This window comes from Halomonas sp. LMYGS-3, assembly GCF_059509875.1.
Map to the genome: position 1 here is coordinate 256,002 of NZ_JCAKFQ010000002.1, position 18,942 is coordinate 274,943.

General features: G+C 69.0%; 16 protein-coding genes. 11 read left to right on the forward strand and 5 right to left on the reverse strand.

Going from position 1 to position 18,942, the window contains the following annotated elements:
- The first annotated feature begins 1 nt into the window (after position 1).
- Genes AC5W54_RS03390 through ppc form a run of 4 tightly spaced genes read left to right on the forward strand, consistent with a single transcriptional unit; the run spans position 2 to position 7,299 of the window.
- Positions 2 to 1,450 (forward strand): TRAM domain-containing protein, encoded by a 1,449-nt coding sequence (locus tag AC5W54_RS03390; RefSeq protein WP_495960655.1) that lies wholly within the window; start codon positions 2 to 4, stop codon positions 1,448 to 1,450.
- The gene (gene relA, locus AC5W54_RS03395) at positions 1,443 to 3,719 is read left to right on the forward strand and encodes a GTP diphosphokinase (protein WP_495960656.1); all 2,277 of its coding nucleotides are present in this window, start codon (positions 1,443 to 1,445) and stop codon (positions 3,717 to 3,719) included. Before AC5W54_RS03390 ends, relA begins: the two co-directional genes overlap by 8 nt.
- Entirely contained in the window at positions 3,716 to 4,654 is a 939-nt protein-coding gene (gene mazG, locus AC5W54_RS03400; RefSeq protein WP_495960657.1) for a nucleoside triphosphate pyrophosphohydrolase, read from the forward strand. Before relA ends, mazG begins: the two co-directional genes overlap by 4 nt.
- Positions 4,651 to 7,299, forward strand: a complete 2,649-nt coding sequence (ppc, locus tag AC5W54_RS03405) for a phosphoenolpyruvate carboxylase (RefSeq protein WP_495960658.1) — start codon at positions 4,651 to 4,653, stop codon at positions 7,297 to 7,299. The genes mazG and ppc overlap by 4 nt, the downstream gene beginning before the upstream one ends.
- A 68-nt stretch (positions 7,300 to 7,367) precedes the next feature.
- Here the strand turns inward: ppc and AC5W54_RS03410 are convergent, their stop codons facing one another.
- The 4 genes from AC5W54_RS03410 to AC5W54_RS03425 form a co-directional block, all read right to left on the reverse strand.
- Positions 7,368 to 8,027 carry a peroxiredoxin gene (locus AC5W54_RS03410; RefSeq protein WP_495960659.1) on the reverse strand — a complete coding sequence of 220 codons (660 nt, stop codon included), beginning with the start codon at positions 8,025 to 8,027 and terminating at the stop codon, positions 7,368 to 7,370.
- Positions 8,028 to 8,182: 155 nt separating this feature from the next.
- On the reverse strand, positions 8,183 to 8,758 hold the full coding sequence (locus AC5W54_RS03415) for a hypothetical protein (RefSeq protein ID WP_495960660.1): 576 nt from the start codon (positions 8,756 to 8,758) through the stop codon (positions 8,183 to 8,185).
- Between the two features lie 104 nt (positions 8,759 to 8,862).
- The gene (locus AC5W54_RS03420) at positions 8,863 to 9,081 is read right to left on the reverse strand and encodes a ketopantoate reductase C-terminal domain-containing protein (protein WP_495960661.1); all 219 of its coding nucleotides are present in this window, start codon (positions 9,079 to 9,081) and stop codon (positions 8,863 to 8,865) included.
- Positions 9,081 to 11,018, reverse strand: coding sequence for a DNA topoisomerase III (locus AC5W54_RS03425; protein WP_495960662.1), 1,938 nt, complete (start codon positions 11,016 to 11,018; stop codon positions 9,081 to 9,083). Before AC5W54_RS03425 ends, AC5W54_RS03420 begins: the two co-directional genes overlap by 1 nt.
- Positions 11,019 to 11,151: 133 nt before the next feature.
- Between AC5W54_RS03425 and AC5W54_RS03430 the strand changes: the two genes are divergently transcribed.
- The gene (locus tag AC5W54_RS03430) at positions 11,152 to 12,396 is read left to right on the forward strand and encodes an ABC1 kinase family protein (RefSeq protein WP_495960663.1); all 1,245 of its coding nucleotides are present in this window, start codon (positions 11,152 to 11,154) and stop codon (positions 12,394 to 12,396) included.
- Positions 12,397 to 12,458: 62 nt separating this feature from the next.
- On the forward strand, positions 12,459 to 14,291 hold the full coding sequence (locus AC5W54_RS03435; protein WP_495960664.1) for an SEC-C metal-binding domain-containing protein: 1,833 nt from the start codon (positions 12,459 to 12,461) through the stop codon (positions 14,289 to 14,291).
- Between the two features lie 30 nt (positions 14,292 to 14,321).
- Here AC5W54_RS03435 and AC5W54_RS03440 read toward each other — a convergent pair whose 3' ends face one another.
- Complete coding sequence (locus AC5W54_RS03440; protein ID WP_495960665.1) at positions 14,322 to 15,689, reverse strand: AmpG family muropeptide MFS transporter; 1,368 nt, start codon at positions 15,687 to 15,689, stop codon at positions 14,322 to 14,324.
- A 155-nt stretch (positions 15,690 to 15,844) separates the two neighbouring features.
- On the opposite strand from AC5W54_RS03440, the gene rfaH reads away from it, so the two are divergent.
- The 5 genes from rfaH to AC5W54_RS03465 all read left to right on the forward strand — a co-directional run bounded on the left by rfaH (position 15,845) and on the right by AC5W54_RS03465 (position 18,939).
- Positions 15,845 to 16,381, forward strand: coding sequence for a transcription/translation regulatory transformer protein RfaH (gene rfaH, locus AC5W54_RS03445; protein ID WP_495960666.1), 537 nt, complete (start codon positions 15,845 to 15,847; stop codon positions 16,379 to 16,381).
- 43 nt (positions 16,382 to 16,424) lie between these two features.
- Positions 16,425 to 16,928: an FKBP-type peptidyl-prolyl cis-trans isomerase gene (locus tag AC5W54_RS03450; RefSeq protein WP_495960667.1), complete on the forward strand. Its 504-nt coding sequence runs from the start codon at positions 16,425 to 16,427 to the stop codon at positions 16,926 to 16,928.
- A gap of 128 nt (positions 16,929 to 17,056) precedes the next feature.
- Entirely contained in the window at positions 17,057 to 17,170 is a 114-nt protein-coding gene (ccoM, locus tag AC5W54_RS03455) for a cytochrome c oxidase subunit CcoM (RefSeq protein WP_276316473.1), read from the forward strand.
- Between the two features lie 201 nt (positions 17,171 to 17,371).
- The gene (locus tag AC5W54_RS03460; RefSeq protein WP_495960668.1) at positions 17,372 to 17,710 is read left to right on the forward strand and encodes a hypothetical protein; all 339 of its coding nucleotides are present in this window, start codon (positions 17,372 to 17,374) and stop codon (positions 17,708 to 17,710) included.
- Positions 17,710 to 18,939 carry a PqqD family protein gene (locus AC5W54_RS03465; protein WP_495960669.1) on the forward strand — a complete coding sequence of 410 codons (1,230 nt, stop codon included), beginning with the start codon at positions 17,710 to 17,712 and terminating at the stop codon, positions 18,937 to 18,939. The genes AC5W54_RS03460 and AC5W54_RS03465 overlap by 1 nt, the downstream gene beginning before the upstream one ends.
- The last annotated feature ends 3 nt before the right edge of the window (positions 18,940 to 18,942 follow it).

Below are 18,942 nucleotides of genomic sequence, written 5' to 3' on the forward strand. Positions count from 1 at the left end.
GGTGACGGGGCTGGGCAAGCGACGCCCCTCGCGGGCGCGCTCCGGCGTGTCCGGGCTGCAGGGGCGCCAGACGCCGCAAGCGTCGGTCACCGTCCCCCGCGCGACCGATGACGAGCCGGTGACCATCGAGCGGCTGGCTCATGATGGCCGGGGCGTGGCGCATACGGCGGCCGGCAAGACGCTGTTCGTCGCGGGGGCGCTGCCCGGCGAGCGCGTCGAGGTGGCCGTGCACCGGACCCGCAAGCGGTTCGACGAGGGACATGTGCGCACCGTGCTGGAGGCCTCGCCCGACCGCGTGACGCCGCCCTGTGCCCATTTCGCCCGCTGCGGCGGCTGCGATCTCCAGCACCTGGTCCTCGACGCCCAGCGACGCCACAAGGTGGCGGTGCTGGGCGATCTGCTCGCTCGCCAGGGCATCGGACCGCCACCGGCACCGCAACTGCTCACCGGGGCCGGCGAGGGCTATCGCCGCCGCGCGCGGCTGGGGGTCAAGGTCGATAGCGAAGGGGGCGTGCACCTCGGCTTCCGCGCCCGCCACAGCCACCGGCTGGTGGACATCTTCGAGTGCACCATCCTGGTGCCGTCACTGAACGTCCTGCTGGCGCCGCTGCACGACCTGGTGGCAAGCCTCGAGGCACCGCGTCAGGTGGGACACCTGGAACTGCTCGAGAGCGACCAGGGCGTGACCCTGGTGGTACGCCAGCTGCGGGACCACGCCGCCGATGCCGAACGCTGGCGGGACTTCGCCGGTGACAACGCGCTGCATCTGGCACGGCTGCTGGGACGCGAGGCCCCCACGCTCGAGTGGCTGACTCCCGAACCGGCGCTGAGCTGCGCTGTGCCGGCCGCCGAAGGCGAGCTCGTGCTGGGCTTCGCCCCCGGCGACTTCCTCCAGGTCAACGCCGAGGTCAACCATCGGATGATCGCGACCGCACTCTCCTGGCTCGGCGTTGTCGATGATCTGGAGCTGCTGGATCTCTTCGCCGGGGTCGGCAACTTCAGCCTGCCGCTGGCGGCCGCCGGCGCACGGGTCACCGCGGTGGAGGGCAGTCCGAGCATGGTCGAGAGGCTGGCCGGGAACGCCCGAGCCAGTTCGCAAGGGCGGGGCCTCGTCGTGACTGCCCGCCAGGCCGACCTGGGCGAGGCCGGGGCCATCGCCGACCTGCTGGCCCGCGGGCAGCCCGACGTGGTGGTGCTGGATCCGCCGCGCGACGGTGCCGAGGTCGTCTGCCGGGCACTCGCCGAGCATCCGGTATCGCGGGTGCTCTACGTCTCCTGCGACCCGGCGACGCTGGCGCGGGATGCGGCATGGCTCGTGCATGGGGGGTATCGGCCCAGCCGCCTCGCGGTGGCCGACATGTTTGCCCATACCTCACACCTGGAATCCATGCTGCTGTTCGAGCATCCGCGGACTGGACGGCAGCCGCTAGGAGCAACACCCGATGGTTAAAGTCCGTGAAGACCAGCCCCTCGGCGCGAGCGGGGGAGTCGACGTCGATCAGTGGATCGAGCGCCTGCAGGAAGACGTCAAGCTGCGCGACACGGCCGAGATGCGCGAGGCCTGCCGGCTGGCCCAGCGGCTGGAGCAGGAAGCGGACCGCCCACACCGGACCTGGCTGGCCGACGGTTCGAGCTTTCGCATGGGCCTCGAGATGGCCGACATCCTCGGCGAGCTGCGTCTCGACCAGGCCGCGCTCGAGGCGGCGGTGCTCTACCGCGCCGTGCGCGAAGGGCTGATCGAGCTCGAGGCGATCGGCAAGCAGTTCGGCGAGGAGGTCGCCGCGCTGATCGGCGGCGTATTGCAGATGGCAGCCATCAGCACTTCGCAGCTGCCCAGCCATGGCCTGAGCCAGCACGACCAGCAGGACAACCTGCGCAAGATGCTGGTCACCATGATCGACGACGTGCGGGTCGCCCTGATCAAGATCGCCGAGCGCACCTGCGCGCTGCGCCAGGTCAAGGACGCCCCCCGGGAGAAGTGCCAACGGGTCGCCCGCGAAGTGTTCGACATCTATGCCCCCCTGGCCCATCGTCTCGGCATCGGCCAGCTCAAGTGGGAACTGGAAGACCTCTCCTTCCGCTACCTGCACGAGGACGACTACAAGGCCATTGCCCGGCAGCTGGCCGAGAAGCGACTCGATCGTGACCGCTATATCCATGACGTGGTGGAGACCCTCAAGGGAATGCTCGATGCCCAGGGCATCGCACGCTACGACGTCGACGGTCGCGCCAAGCACATCTATTCGATCTGGCGCAAGATGAAGCGCAAGCGCATCGACTTCTCCCAGGTCCACGACATTCGCGCGGTGCGCATCCTGGTGCCCGAGGTGGCCGACTGCTACACCGTGCTGGGGCTGGTGCATTCGCGCTGGCACCACGTGCCCAACGAGTTCGACGACTACATCGCCAACCCCAAGAAGAACGGCTACCAGTCGCTGCACACCGCGGTGATGGGCCCCGAGAACAAGGTGCTGGAGATCCAGATCCGCACCTTTGCCATGCACGACGAGGCCGAACTCGGCGTCTGCGCCCACTGGCGCTACAAGGGCCACGATACCCGGGGCAAGAGCTCGAGCTACGAGGAGAAGATCGCCTGGCTGCGCCAGGTGCTGGAGTGGCAGGAGGAGGTCGGCGACTTCGGCGACCTGCGCGAGGGACTCTCCAGCGACGTGGCCCCGGATCGCATCTATGTCTTCACGCCCGACGGCCACGTCATCGACCTGCCGCGCATCGCCACGCCCATCGACTTTGCCTACCGGGTGCACACCGAGGTAGGACATCGCTGCCGCGGGGCCAAGGTCAACGGCCGCATCGTGCCGCTTACCTACAAGCTCAAGACCGGCCAGCAGGTGGAGATCCTCACCGCCAGCAAGGGGGGGCCGAGCCGCGACTGGCTCAACCCGAGCCTCGGCTATGTGCGTACCTCCCGGGCCAGGGCCAAGATCCAGTCCTGGTTCAAGCACCAGGCTCGGGACCAGAACCTCGAGGAGGGCCGGGCCCTCTTCGAGCGCGAGATGAAGCGGCTCGACGTCGAGGGCATGGACCTCGAGACCCTGGCGCACAAGGTCAACTACGCGTCTCCGGACGACATGTACGCGGCGCTCGGTGCCGGCGACCTGCGTATCGGTCAGGTGCTGCACCAGGCCCAGCAGCTGTTCGGCGAGAGCGACGACCAGGAGCAGCTCGACCGCTTGCTGGCCAAGCCGCGCAAGACGTCCGGCAAGGGCAGTGGCAGCGACATCACCGTGCTCGGGGTGGGTAACCTCAAGACCAGCATGGCCAACTGCTGCCACCCGGTACCGGGTGAGGCCATCGTCGGCTTCATCACCCAGGGGCGCGGCGTCACCGTGCATCGCCAGGACTGCCCCAACATCCTGCAACTTCGCATGGACGAGCCGCAGCGCATCATCGAGGTGGAGTGGGGCGAGCGGGCGCGTACCCAATACCCGGTGGATATCGAGATCCAGGCCTGGGACCGGGCGGGCCTGCTGCGTGACGTGACCGGCGTGCTCAGCCATGACAAGGTCAACGTGCTCTCGGTCAATACCCTGACCGATACCGACGACGGCATCGCTCGTATGGTGATCACCGTCGAGGTCGACGGCCTCGAGACCCTGGGGCGGCTCTTCTCGCGTATCCAGCAGCTACCCAATGTCATCGAGGTGCGTCGGCTGCGCAGCGGTGCCAAGCCGGGCAAGCGCAAGAGGAGGTCGACATGAGCGAACCCCGTTTCGATCTCGATGACCTGCTGACGCTGATGGCGGTGCTGCGCGATCCCGCCGACGGCTGTCCCTGGGACCTCAAGCAGGACTGGAACAGCATCGTGCCCCATACCCTGGAGGAGGCCTACGAGGTGGCCGATGCCATCGAGCGCCGTGCCTTCGACGAGCTGCCTTCCGAGCTCGGCGACCTGCTGTTCCAGGTGGTCTACTATGCGCAGTTCGGCGCCGAGGAGGGGCGCTTCGATTTCCATGACGTGGTGCATGCCCTGACCGCCAAGATGGTGCGCCGCCACCCCCATGTCTTTCCCGACGGTACCCTGGCCTCGCGACGTGAGGGTGTGAGTGCCACCGAGGTGGAGACTCGCCAGGTCAACAGTCGCTGGGAATCGCTCAAGGCCGAGGAACGCGCCGAGCGCGCACGTGCGGGGGACGAGCCCCACTCGGTGCGAGACAGCGCCGTGACTTCGGTATTGGATGATGTCCCGCGTGCCCTCCCGGCGCTGTCCCGTGCCGCCAAGCTCTCCAAGCGCGCCGCGCGGGTCGGCTTCGACTGGCCGGATGCCCGCGGGGTGTTGGCCAAGATCCGCGAGGAGCTCGACGAGGTCGAGCAGGCCCTGGCGACAGGCGATCGCGACCATGCCGCCGAAGAGGTGGGGGACCTGCTGTTCGCCGTGACCAACCTGGCCCGCACCCTCAAGGCCGACCCCGAGCAGTGTCTGCGCGCCACCAACGCCAAGTTCGAGCGCCGTTTCCGCCATGTGGAAGTGGCCCTGGCCGCCGAGGGGGTGGCACTGCCGGACGCCGGTCTCGAGGCCATGGAGCACCACTGGCAGGCCGCCAAGGGGGGAGAGGCCTCGACCGATTCGATGCCCGTCGGCCACGGCGCCATTCCCACACAACGCAACGACAACCCCGGAGACCGCCGGTCATGAGCCACGACCTGCACGAATCACTGCGTGACAACGTTCGTATCCTGGGCGACAGCCTGGGCCGTACCATCGCCGACGACCTCGGCACCGGGTTCGTCGACAAGATCGAGACCATCCGCGGCTTCGCCAAGCACGGCCGCCAGGGCGACCAGCAGAGCCGTCGCGAGCTGATCGAGTACCTGCGTCGCCTTCCCGACCGCGACCTGCTGCCGGTGACCCGGGCCTTCAACCAGTTTCTCAACCTGGCCAATATCGCCGAGCAGCACTATCGGGCACGCTTCCGCCGCGTCGAGGACTACAAGCCCGGTTCCCAACCGGTGCTCTCCGAATTGCTCGAGCGCGCCCGCCAGTCTGGCCACTCGCCGCGCAAGCTGGTCGAGTGTCTCGCCGGCATGCGTGTCGAGCTGGTGCTCACCGCCCACCCGACCGAGGTCATTCGGCGCACCCTGATCCAGAAGTACGACGCCATCGACGACTGCCTCACCGCCATCGAGTCCTCCGTCGACTATCCGGAGCGCGGCGTGCGCGCCCAGGGGCGACTCGAGGAGCTGATCAGCCAGGCCTGGCACACCGACGAGATCCGTCATGAGCGGCCGACCCCCGTGGACGAGGCCAAGTGGGGCTTCGCGGTGATCGAGAATTCCCTGTGGCAAGCGGTGCCGGATTTCCACCGCGATCTCGACAACCTGCTGCTCGAGACTGCCGGCGAACGGCTGCCGCTGGATGCCGCACCGATCCGCTTCGCCTCCTGGATGGGCGGTGACCGCGACGGCAACCCCAATGTCACCGCCCGGGTCACCCGGGAGGTGCTGCTGCTGGGCCGCTGGATGGCCGCGGACCTCTACCTGCGCGACCTCGAGCAGCTCAAGGCCGAGCTCTCCATGTGGAAGGCCAACAGCGCGCTCAAGGCCGAGGTGGGCGACGTCGCCGAGCCCTACCGGGAGCTGCTCAAGCGGTTGGTGGCGCGGGTCGAGGCCACGCGCGACTGGGCCAAGGCCGAGCTCGACGGGCGTAGCTTCGAGGGGGGGGCGATCATCGAGAACCGTGACCAGCTCTACGCGCCCCTGTTGACCTGCTACCGGTCGCTGTGTGACGCGGGGCTCGACACCATCGCCAATGGCGCGCTGCTCGACACCCTGCGGCGGGTCGCCGTGTTCGGCGTGACCCTGACCAAGCTCGACCTGCGCCAGGAGGCGAGCCGCCATGCCCAGGTGATGGAGGAGCTCACCGACTGCCTGGGGCTTGGCCACTACCGCGAGTGGAGCGAGCCGCAGCGCCAGGAGTTCCTGCTCGAGGAGCTTGCCTCCCGCCGGCCATTGATCCCGCGTCGCTGGGACTGCTCCACCGAGTCGCGGGAGGTGATCGATACCTTCCGTGTCATTGCTGGCGAGCAGCCCGAGGCGCTGGGAACCTACATCATCTCGATGGCGGGTCAGCCGTCGGACGTGCTCACCGTGGCCCTGCTGATGAAGGAGGTTGGCGGCGATGTGCGCCTGCCCATCGCGCCGCTGTTCGAGACCCTCGATGATCTCAACCAGGCCGGCGAGGTGATCGACCGATTGCTGTCGCTGCCCGGTTATCGCACGCTGGTCGGCGATGGTCAGGAGGTGATGATCGGCTACTCCGACTCCGCCAAGGACGCCGGTCAGCTGGCGGCCGCCTGGGCCCAGTACCGCGCCCAGGAGACGCTGGTGGAGGTGTGTCGCCAGCACAGCGTCGACCTGACACTCTTCCATGGCCGGGGGGGCACCGTGGGGCGTGGCGGCGGCCCCGCCCATGCGGCCATTCTCTCCCAGCCGCCGGGTTCGGTGAACGGTAGCCTGCGGGTGACCGAGCAGGGGGAGATGATTCGCTTCAAGTTCGGCCAGCCCGATATCGCCCTGCGCTCCATGGAGATCTATGCCTGTGCGGTGCTCGAGGCGACCCTGCTGCCGCCGCCGGCGCCGCGTCCCGAATGGCGCGAGGAGATGGATCGACTGGCCGAGGTCGCCCATGGCGCTTATGTGGGAGTGGTGCGCGAGGATCCCGACTTCGTTCCCTATTTCCGTGCAGTGACCCCGGAGGGGGCGCTGGGCCGCTTGCCACTCGGCTCGCGGCCCACCAAGCGCCGCCAGGATGGAGGCGTGGAGACCCTGCGGGCGATCCCCTGGATCTTTGCCTGGACCCAGACCCGGCTGATGCTGCCGGCCTGGCTGGGTAGCGGCGAGGCGTTCGCCCGGCGTCTGGAGGAAGAGGGCGGGCTCGAGGTGCTGCGCGAGATGCGCGACCAGTGGCCCTTCTTCGGCACCTATCTGGACATGCTCGAGATGCTGCTGGCCAAGGCCGACGTAGGCATCGCCGCCTACTACGAGAATCGCCTGGTCGACGAGCCCGCACTCAAGGCGCTGGGCGAGAAGTTGCGCAATCGCTTCACCCGGCTGCACGAGGTATTGCTCGAGGTCCTCGACCAGCAGGAGCTGCTCGAGAACACCCCCTTGATTCGCCAGGCCATCGAGGTACGCAACCCCTACATCGACCCGCTCCATGGCCTGCAGGCCGAGCTGTTGCAACGCAATCGGGATGCCGACGGCGCCATCAGCGCCGATCTCTCCCGGGCGCTGATGGTGACCATGGCCGGCATCGCCGCCGGGTTGCGCAATACCGGTTGAGGGCCGGAACCGCAGCGCCCCGGCCACTGGCCGGGGCGCTCGCTTGGCGCGGTTCGCATCTGCGGCCGTCAGGACGGCTGCTTGACCGTGCGCAGGTAGGGCTTGATGGTGGTGAAACCTTCCGGATATTTCTGCCGCGCCTCTTCGTCACTGACGGCGGGCGGGATGATGACGTCCTCACCGGGTTTCCAGTTCACCGGCGTGGCGACGGTATGCCTGGCCGTGAGTTGCACGGAATCCAGCAGACGCAGCACCTCGTTGAAATCACGCCCGGTGGTCATCGGGTAGACGAGCATCGCCTTGATTCGCTTGTCCGGCCCGATGATGAAGACCGAGCGCACGGTGGCGTTGTCCGCCGGCGTGCGTCCCTCGGCGGTACCCTCGAGCTCGGCAGGCAGCATGTCGTAGAGCTTGGCGACCTCCAGCTTGTCGTCGCCGATCATCGGATAGTTGGGCGCCGCGCCCTGGGTCTCCTCGATGTCCCTCGACCAGGCGGTGTGATTGTCGACGGGGTCCACCGACAGCCCGATGATCCGGGTATTGCGCTTGTCGAACTCGGGTTTCAGCTTCGCCATGTAGCCCAGCTCGGTGGTGCACACCGGGGTGAAGTCCTTGGGGTGCGAGAAGAGAATGCACCAGCCGTCGCCGATCCATTCGTGGAATTTCAAGGTGCCTTGCGTGGTCTGGGCCGTGAAATCCGGCGCGATATCACCGATTCTGAGGCTCATCGTGGTGACTCCCTGTGCGGGTGAATGTGTCGTGGGGGCGAGGCTTCTCGGAGGGGAGAGCGCCCGTCGGTTGATTGAATATAGAGTATGGCTGTCGATACCGCCGCCCGGTCAAGACCCGCGTTGTTCGAAACGTCGGTGCTCTCGGAGTCAGCCTAGAAGGGATAGTGCAGTGAGGCGGTGATCAGGTTGAGGTGTGTCATGCTCGGCGCGTCGATCTCCTCGAACTCCAGCCGGCTGACCAGCCGGTTGACCTGCAGCCGGGCGCCGAAGCCCTGCACGCGGGCGGTGCCGGTGGTGGGCATGGCAAAGGGATCGGGACGGCTCACCGGGTCACCCTCCCATTCGGCGAAGCCCGACTTGGCATAGAGGCCCAGTTGCCCGAGACGCACACCGGCAACGAGGCTGCCGCCCAAGCTGGTGGTGTTGAGGAGCAGCGGCTGGTCGCCGAGACGGGTCGGTACCTCGTCGCTCTCGCGGTAGGTGAACTCGGCGCCGAGATCGAGGCGCGGCAGGGCGAATGGCGAGAAGCCGGCCGTGAGGCGGAATCCGCTGGTATAACCGTCCGGCGTCTCGAGGTCACGCCCTTCGAGGATCACACCGTTGTCGAGGTGCATCAGGTCGGTGGCCTTGCCGGCATAGGAGGGTGTCTCGTCGTCCGCCTGCAGCGGCGACGAGAAGAGAATCAGACTGGTTGCCAGGGCGATGGCAAGTGGGAAGCCCGGTTTCATGTTCCCTGACCCTGAGCGCGTGGCTCACAGCATCCGCTTGGCTCGTTACATGACGTGGATCGTCTCAGGTTAGCAGGAGACCCACCGGCCTGCCAGGCGGCGGGTCAACGCCGGCCGTCGGGCTCGCGAGGCGCCAACCCCGCGTCGAGCGCGGCAAGATGGGGTGCCTCGATGCCATGGTGTTCGGCGGCCGTCAACAGGGGGCCGAGGATCGCCTCGCGCTCGGTGGGCCGGCCGGCCAGCGTCACCGGGCCAACCTTCGCCAGGCTCAGGGCCACCAGGCGACCCAGAGCACCGGGACCGACGATCAGATGGGCGCTCATCAGCGGGTTCCCTTCCTGCGCGAGGCACCAGGCGAGCGACGGCGCCCCTTGGCGGGGGCGCCGCGCCGACGGTTGCCGGGCTTGCCGCGGCCGGGGGGCGGGGCCTCCTCGCCGCGGGCCTCCGCGAGGGCCCGGCGCAGCAGCCCGGCATCGGCGGCGGCGAGCAGGCCACGCAGGTCGTCGACCAGGCTGCCCAGGAAGGGCTCCGGGGCGTCTCCCTGGTCGGCGATGGCCACCAGGCGCTGCTCCCACAGGGCGGTGCGCTCCGGGCGACCCACCGCCTCGGGCAGCGAGGCAATCAGCGCGCTGCCGAGCCGGGTGGCGCGTAGTGCCTTGGCTCGGCGCACCAGGTAGCCGCGTTCCAGCAGGGTCTCGATGATGCCGGCGCGGGTGGCCTCGGTGCCCAGGCCGTCGTGCTCGCGCAGGGTGCGCCTGACCGCCGGGTCCTCGACGTAGCGACCGATGTTCATCATCGCCTTGATCAGGCTGGCGTCGGTGAAGGGCTCCGGTGGCCGGGTCTCGCGGTCCTCGACGCTGGCCTCCGTGACCCGGCACGTCTCGCCCTCGCTGAGCGGCGGCAACGGCGGTGCCTCGTCGCGGGTGGTGAACAGCGGCTTCCAGCCCGGCTCCAGCACCTCCTGGCCCCGGGCGCGGAAGGACTCGCCGAGGAGGTCGAACTCCGCCTTCACCTCGCGGGTGGCCAGCGCCGGGTAGAACTGGGCGAGGACGTTGCGCGCGACGAGCCGGAAGACATCGGCCTCGGCCTTCTCCAGCCGCGAGAGATCGGCGCGCTTGCCGGTCGGCGCCAGGGCATGGTGCGCGCCGACCCGCTTGTCGTTCCAGGCCTTCGAGCGCCGCGAGAAGTCGGCGCCGGACAGCCAGTCACGCAGGGTCTCGTCGGCGCCGCAGGCCCCCTCCAGGGTGGCCCCGGCCGTGGCCCAGTGCTCCTCGGGCAGGTAGCGGCAGTCCGAGCGTGGGTAGGTGATCAGCTTGTGGCGCTCGTAGAGGCGCTGGCAGATATCCAGCACGGCCTTGGCCGAGAGCCCGTAGCGGCGGGCGGCGTCGACCTGCAGCGCCGACAGCGAATAGGGCAGGGGGGCGGCCTGGCGCTTGTCGCGGCTCTCCAGCGTGACCAACCGGCCCTCGGCGCCGGGCAGGTGTTCGGCCAGGGCGGCGGCGGGTTCCCTCGCCAGCAGCCGGCCCTGGCTGTCCAGCGGGTGGGTATCGCCGGGCACCCACCAGGCGCGCAGCTGCGCGCGGGCCACGGCGAGATCCGCCCACAGCACGAAGAAGGGCCGGGGCTCGAAGTCGCGGATCTCGGCATCGCGGCGCACCACCAGCCCGAGCACCGGCGTCTGCACCCGGCCCACCGAGAGCACCCCGTCGTGGCCGGCCTGGCGCCCGGTCAGGGTCCAGGCCCGGGTCAGGTTGATGCCGTAGAGCCAGTCGGCGCGAGCGCGGGACTGCGCCGCCCGGTAGAGCGGCTGGTAGCGGGTGTTGTCCTCGATGCGCGCCAGGGCGCGCTGCACCGCCGGGCGGTTGAGGTCGCTGACCAGCAGCCGCGACACCGGGCCTCTCCAGCCCAGGTACTCGATCACCTCCTGCACCAGCAGCTGACCCTCACGATCCGGGTCGCCGGCGTGGACGACCTCGCCGGCGCCCTTCAATAGCCGGCGGATCACCGCCAGCTGGCTCCGGGCCCTGGGACGCGGGGTGAGCTGCCACTGGCGGGGCAGGATCGGCAGGTGGTCGAGGCGCCAGCCCTTGAAGGCCGGGTCGTAGGCATCCGGCGGGGCCTGTTCCAGCAGGTGCCCCAGGCACCAGGTGACCGTGGTGTCGCCGGCGACGATAGCGCCGTCCTCGCGACCCCGGCGACCGGGCAGGGCCTCGGCGATGGCGTTGGCCAGGCTGGGCTTTTCGGCGATGATCAGTCGCATCCTGGTTCTCGTCGGTTCATGATCTGGAGATTCTTCCAGTATTCCGTGGTCATCGCCAGATATAACACCACTCTGCTCGCGTACAATTCTTGTATCGAATATCCTGTGCCAAAGGGTCCAGGAGGGCGACGACATGCGCGAACGCGGCCGTACCCGGCGCCTGCTGGGGTTGGGAGCACGAACCGGCGGCGCCCTGCTGCGCACGCGCCTGGGCGGTCAGGCCGACTGGCGGGCCCTGGGCGAGACCCTGTTCGAGGGGCTCTCCGAGCTCAAGGGGCCGGCCATGAAGCTGGCCCAGATCATGGCCCAGTGGGACGACCTGCTGCCGCCGGATCTCGCCGATGAACTCGCGCGTCTCCAGCGCCAGGCCGAGCCGATGCCCTGGGAGAGCATTCGTCGTACCCTGGTCGAGCAGTACGGCGACCTCGACCGCTGCTTTCGCGAGATCGAGCGACGCCCCTTCGCCAGCGCGTCCATGGGGCAGGTGCACCGTGCCGTGACCGATGACGGCGAGACGCTGGTGCTCAAGGTCCAGTACCCCGGACTCGTCGATCTGCTCGAGAGCGATCTGGTGCAGGTGCGCCGACTGATGCGGCTGGGACGCTGGCTCAGGGTGCCGCAAGTGCGGCTCGACGCCCTGTTCGAGGAGCTGGCCGCGAGCCTGCGCGGCGAACTCGACTACCATGCCGAGGCCAAGGCGCTAGCCCGCTACCGGGCTCGCTATGCTCATCTCGAGACACTGGTGATTCCCGAACCCTTGCCCGAGTTCTCGGGTCCCAGGGTACTGGCCATGCGTTACGTGGCCGGCACGCCGTTGCGCGAGGTGGATATCGCCGATGTCGAGGCGCGTCAGCGCCTGGCGACGACCCTGGCGGACTGGCTCACCGAGGAGCTCTTCACCCATGGCGAGTTGCACGCCGATCCCCACGCCGGCAATTTCGCCGTCGACGAGCGGGGTCGGCTGGTGATCTACGACCTGGGGGCGGTGATCCCGGTGCCCGAGGCGCGTCTGGTGGCGATGATGCGGTTGCTCGAGGCCACGCTGGCCGGCGACCCCATGGCCATGGACGAGGCGCTGCTGGCCCTCGGCGGGCGCCAGGGGCAGGGCGCGCCGCTGGCGCTCTACCGCGAGGCCGCCGAGGCCGTCGCTCCCCTGTTTTCGCCCGGCGAGCAGGACTTCTCCGATGTGCGGGTCCATCGCCGGCTGCGTGAACTGAGCCCCAAGGTGTGGGCGGCGATGGACCGCTTGCAGCCCCCGGCGGATACCCTGCTGCTCTCGCGCACGCTCAATGGCCACTACTGGAACCTGGTGCGGCTCGGCGCTCGGCTGGACATGCACGCCCGCACCCGCCCACTGCTGGCCTGGGCGAGACGCTGAGCGCCTGCCCAGGACGGCGCCGGACTGGTAGACTGTGCCGTTTTCTGGTTGCGGAGGCTGCGATGCTGGCAGCATGGGTGGAACAACTGCTGGGCTTTGCCTCGGGTGCCCTGGCGGCCATTCGCGAGGACGAACGCTATCCGACGCTGATGGCCTGGGCCCGGGAGGAGGGCGTCGGCCTGATGGGCGGCAATCTGGCCCAGGCCCAGGCGCTGGCACCGGAGCTGTGGTCGCAGACGCCGCTGGAGCGGCTCGACTTCGCCTGCGAACCGCTCGCCCGACCGGGGCGCAACGAGCCCTGCTGGTGCGATTCGGGCCGCAAGACCAAGCACTGCTGCGGTGCCGTGTCGCTGCCCGGGCATGTGCCCGGGCACCTGATGTGGATGCTCTCGCTGCGTGACTGGAAGGGCGAGGCCCTCAAGGCCGCGCTCGAGAGCGGCCGCGCCCCGGCTCAGGCGCTGCTCGAAGCCGGGCTGATCGCCGCGGAGAGCGGCCAGCGGGGGCGCGCCCAGCAGATCCTCGAGTCGCTGTTCGAACGTGCCGACTGGTCGCGCCTGCCCGAGCAGGCCGAGCCGGCCTTCGAAATCCTCGTCGATCTCTACCAGGAGCGCGGTTTCCATCGCAAGCGTGCCGCCCTGCTCGACGAGGTGCTCGATCGCGGACCGCTGTTCCTGCGTGGGGTGGCGCTGGAGCGCCTGTGCCTGATGCACCTCGACAATGACGACCTGGACAGCGCCCGGGCCGCTTTCGTGCGCGCCCAGCAGGCGCTACCCGATTCACCGACCCTGGCCTACATCGAGGCCATGCTGCTGCTCCACGAGGGGCACGAGCGAGAGGCCGCGGAGCGGGCCCGCTTCTGGTTCCGGCGCCTGGCGCGCCAGGGAGAGCTGGAGCCGGACCAGCTGCAGTTCCTCGCCGACCTGGCCGACAACCCCGGTGCGACCCTGGCCGAGCAGCTGCTCAATGCCGAGGAGGACCTGGCCGCACCGCTGGCCTCGCTGCAGGCACTGCTCGAGGCGTTACCGACGGCACCGCGGCTGACGGTCCGGTGTTCCGACGAGGGGCGTCTGGAGTACCATGCCAGTGCCCGCGAGGACACGCTGTTCGCCGCCTGGTTCGAGCACTTCCGGGTACAGGTGGTGGGCGACGCCCCGATGGGCTTCGACGACGACCCCTGGCCCCATGCCGCCGATTGGCTCGCCGCGCTCTGTTCTCACCCGGAGTGGCTGGATTCGCCACGGGTGGTACAGGGGGTGGCCCTGGCCCTGACCAGCCGTTTCGGCAGCCTGCCGTGGATGGCGCCGAGCCTCTTCGCCCCCCTGGCCGATCGTCTCGAGCGCTGGCTCGAGCAGGTCCAGGCCGCCGGGGATGGCACCTTGGCCTGGGACGACGCCGACAATGCCGTGCTGCTGCGTACCGGCCTGGCCCTGGTGGTGGGAATGGAGCGCGGGGCCCGGCAGCGCTCCCGCGAGCTCGCCGAGCGGTTGCTGGCGCTGGACGATCGGGACGGCCTGGGGTTGCGGGAACTGGTGCTCGACCAGTTGCTGCGCGAGGGGCGTGACCGCGAGGCACTCGCGTTGAGCGAGCGGGCCCTCGACGAGGAGGCCGAGGAGCCCGCCCCGTTGCTGGGACTGCTGATGGGGCGCGTGCTGGCGCTCTACCGCCTGGAGCGCCGTCAGGATGCCCTGGAGGCCCTCGCGGAGGCCCGGCGTCACAACCCCCATGCCCTGGCGATGCTGTGTGCCGACAACCCGAGGCCGGTGAGCGCGAGCGGCGACGGTATCGCCGAGCCCGGCTCCCGTGCCGAGGCCTGGCAGTACCGCACCCTGATGCGCGACCAGTGGCGGGCCAGCCCGGGGGCGCTGGCGTGGCTGCGGGAGCAGTTGCCCGGCTGAGTCCTTGACCTCTCCGGGCCTTCTTCCGGCTCAGGCCGGCCGGGTGGCGGGCGGCGGCACCAGCGCGCGGTCACGACTGATCCAGATCGCCAGGGCGATGGCCGGCAGGCCCAGTGCTGTGGCGATCACGAAGAAGGTGGCATAGCCCTCGGCCGCCACCACAAGCCCGCCGAAACCGCTGAGAAACTTCCCCGGCAGGGTCATCAGCGACGAGAAGAGCGCGTACTGGGTCGCCGTGTAGGCCCGCGAGGTCAGGCTCGAGAGGAAGGCGATGAAGACCGCACTGGCCAGGCCGTTGGCCAGGTTGTCGCCGACGATCGCCATCACCAGCATCGGCAGGCTCTGGCCGGCGAGTGCCAGGGCGGCGAACAGCAGGTTGGTGAGGGTCGCCGCCGCCGCGCCCAGCACCAGGATCGGGCCGATGCCGTAGCGAGCGACCAGCAGCCCGCCGAGGATGCCGCCGCCGATGCTCATGGCGATGCCGAAGACGTTGGTGACGTTGGCGATGGTGGCAAGCGAGAAGCCCAGGTCGATGTAGAGCGGGTTGGCCATGGAGGCCATGGCCAGGTCGCTGATGCGGAACACGGCGATGAAGACCAGCAGCCACAGGGCCTTGAGTCGATGGCGGCCGATGAAATCCGTGAAGGGACAGATCACGGCGCCGATCAGCCAGGCCCCCAGTCGCCGGGCCGGCTTGGCTCTGCCGCGGCTGGCGCGCAGGAAGGCACGCACCTTCGGTTCATGGATCAACTGGGTATTGAGCGACAGGCGCGGGGGTTCCGGGCGCAGCAGCACGGTGATCACGCCGACCGCGACCAGCGCCGCCATGGCCAGGTAGGCGGCTTCCCAGGAGAGGGCCGAGGCGACGTACAGGGCCCCTGCGCCGGCGGCCAGCAGCCCGCCGCGATAGCCGATGATATAGGTCGAGGCCATGGCCGCCTGGACGTCGTCGGGCGCCGACTCGATGCGGAAGGCGTCGATGGCGATATCCTGGGTCGCCGAGCCGAAGGCGACCAGCAGCGCGAAAGCGGCGACCAGCCCCAGGTTGCCCACCGGGTCGACACCGGCCAGCCCCACCAGGCCCGCGGCAATCATGGCCTGGGCCAGCAGCATCCAGCCGCGGCGCTGGCCGAAGGTGCGGGTCAGCAGCGGCAGCGCCAGGCGGTCCACCACCGGTGCCCAGAAGAACTTGATCGAATAGAGGATGCCGATCCAGGAGAAGAAACCGATCGCGGCCACCTCGACCCCGTCGCTGCGCAGCCAGGCCGAGAGGGTGGAGAACACCAGCAGGAAGGGCAGGCCGGCGGAAAAGCCCAGGAACAGCATGGTGATGACCGGCGCGCGCAGGTAGATGGCCAGGGCGGCGCGCCAGCTGCGATGGGCGGTGGGGGTGGGCATGGCGGGGTGCACTCCTTGCGGACCTCGGGCGACGGGGGCACACGACTCGCCCCCAACGATGTTAGACTGGAAAATCGGCGGCCGGGCCGCTTCCCGTGGGGATCGATTGTTGCAGAGCCCCGTCAGTGATACCAGCATGCCCGATCAGGAGTCCCATGAGTGAAGTCGACTTGAATCTGGAACAGGGCGATGACGCCGTGCCTCGCTGGTACGTGATCCAGTGCAAGGGCGGTGAATCCTTCCGCGCCGCGGAGCATCTCGACAATCAGGGCTACGAGGTCTTCCACCCGGTGCTCGAGGTGCAGAAGCGTCGCCGCGGCAAACTGGAATGGATCACCGAACCGCTTTTTCCCCATTACCTCTTCATTCGTCTCGATCGCCTGGTCAGCAACTGGCGGCCGATCCGCTCCACCCGTGGCGTGCTCCGGCTGGTCGGTTTCGGCGATGTACCGTTGGCCGTGGACGATGCCCTGGTCGCGACCCTTCGCTACCACGGCGCCGACCGCCAGGACACCACGGTCAATCTCTACTTCCGGTCCGGCGACGTGGTGGAGATCACCGAGGGGCCGTTCAAGGACCTGCAGGCGGTCTTCTCCAGCCACAAGGGCGAGGAGCGTGCCATCGTGCTGCTCAACATGCTGCACAAGCAGCAGCGCCTGGAGATGCCGATCGCTCAGTTGCGCCGCTCCTGAAGCGCGCTCCCGCCAGCCGTGCCCCCATCGACAGGAGAGCCCCATGACGATCGCCCCCCAGCGGGTCGTGACCCTGCACTATGTCCTCCGCGACGCCGACGGCAACGTTCTCGACGATTCCCGTGCCAGGCAGGCGCCGCTGGAGTATCTCCATGGCCATGACAACATCGTGGCCGGTCTCGAACGCGCCCTCGAGGGGCAGGTCGCGGGCGCCGAACTCAGCGTGACCCTGATGCCGGCGGACGCCTATGGCCCGCGCAACGAGGCGCTGGTTCGGGAGGTGGGGCGATCGGCCTTTCCGGTGGATGACCTGGCTCCGGGCATGCGCTTCCAGACCCCGGGAGACGACGGCCCGCAGGTCGTCACGGTGGTCGAGGTGCGTGGCGACAGCGTGTTGATCGACAGCAACCACCCACTGGCCGGCCGCACCCTGCGCTATCGCCTCGAGGTGCTGGGCGTGCGGGACGCCACCCGCGCCGAGCTGGCCAAGGGACATCCGCTACCGTCGGGCACCGAGCCCGCCAGCGTGGAAGACCGGAAGCTCTAAATCTGACCTGGATCAAGGGAAATCCCGCGTCGCTGGCTGACCCGGCGGCGAACTTGACTCAGGTCAGAAACTCCCCGGCGGCGACGGGCTACAGTCCTCTCAACACATCGAGACGGGAGGACAGCACCATGTACTGGGATGACGCCGTAATCTTCGGGCTGGTCACCGTCGCGATGATGATCGCCTTCCTGGGTGGCTGGATCGGATTCATCATTCGCGACCATCGCAAGAAGAAGCACTGAGCCAGCCGCTCACCGAGTCGTCAGGGGAGGGGGGTACGACCCCCCAGTCGCCGACCCGCAAGGGTCGGCTTTTTTTCGGTTGCGTGAATGTGCAGGCCCCGAGGAAATAGCGGGCAAGTGTCGGCCGGGTGCCGTCGGCAACTGGAGCGACGCGGGCGCGGCGAGTATCATGAACACTGTTCGATAACAGGAGGCAGTGTCATGAAAGCGCAACGTCACGATACCACCCCCGACGAAGGCAAGCGTCTGAGCCGTCGCCGCCTGCTCGCCACCCTGGGTGTCGGCATCGCCGGTGCCTATGTGGCCCCGACCCTCGTCAGCCTGGGCCAGGCCCAGGCCTGGCATGACGAGCCGCGCGACCGTCGATACGGTTACAGCCATCCCCGCTACTCCCGACCCAGTTTCAGTCGCCCCAGCTACTCCCGGCCCAGTTACTCGCGACCGAGCTACAGTCGCCCCAGCGGCGGCTACCATCGCCACAGCTACCATTACCATCCGCATGACCATCGTCCCGACTACCGCGGGCCGAGTCGCTGGTGATGTCGGCGCCGGTTCCATCCGACGGCGCGTGGGTGCAGGACCTGGGCTACGAAGGGCTGGGAGCGGCACTCCGACTGAACGACGCTCCCGAGCTGCGGCGCCTGCTCGGCGAGGTCACGCCCGGGTGGCGGTCGTTTCCCCTGTCGGCCCGCGGGCCGACACCGGCGATTCGTCTGGCTCGCGACGCGAGGGCCACCGGGCCAGGGTATCGCCAGCACTCTCCCGAGCTGCCTCACGGGTTGCACCTGCCCACCCCGGTGGCCGCGGCCTGCAGCCTGGTCGCCGACCTCATCGGTGCCTACTTCACGCGCCATCCCGACCTGATCGGCCTGCACTGCGGGTCGGCGGAAATCGATGGGCGACTGGTGCTCTTTCCCGAGTCCCACCGCGCCGGCAAGAGTACCCTGACCGCCGCCTTCGCGGCTGCCGGCCACCGTGTCTTCGGCGATGACGTCCTGGCGCTCACGCCGGAGGGCGTGGGCATGGCGCTGGGGATCGCCCCGCGTCTTCGTCTCCCGCTGCCGGTCAGCCTCGATCCCGCCCTGCACGCCTTCGCCGAGCGATACGCCGGCCCCGAGGACGAGCGCTACCGCTACCTTGCCCTGCCGGAAGGCCGCCTGGCACGGCACGGCGAGCGTCGCCCGTTGGGGGCCGTCGTATTGATCGAGCGGGACGCCACGCTGACCGCACCGGAACTCGTCGAGCTGGCACCGGGGGAAGGACTGTTGCAGTTGCTGTGCCAGAACTTTGCCCATGCGACACCCAGCGAGACGCTGATGGCACGCTTCCTGCCACTGATGGCGTCGTTGCCTTGCCTGCTGCTGCGCTACGCCGAGCCGTTGGCGGCGGCGCGCCGCCTGGCGGCGTATCTGACCGGCCCTGCGCCCGCCCGTGGTGGGGCAGCGGTCTCCTTGACCGGCCACCACACCGTGTCCTGTGCCGGGGCCAGCGTGCCGGCCTGTCACCGTTGGCGGGCGGGGGAGGGGGTGCGCGATTACCCGCTCGGCGACGAACTGTTCCTGATCCACACGCCGAGTGGTGCTATCCACCGGCTCAACGGCAGCGGGCGAGCGGTCTGGACCCTGTTGGCCGTCGAGGCGCTGACGGCAGGCGAAATCGCCGACCTGCTGAGCGAGCACTTCGCCGGCGTGCCGGCAGCCAGGATCGAAGCCGACGTGATCGCCTTGCTGGGCCTGCTGGTAGAGGCACGGCTGATACGGCCCGCCTGAGCG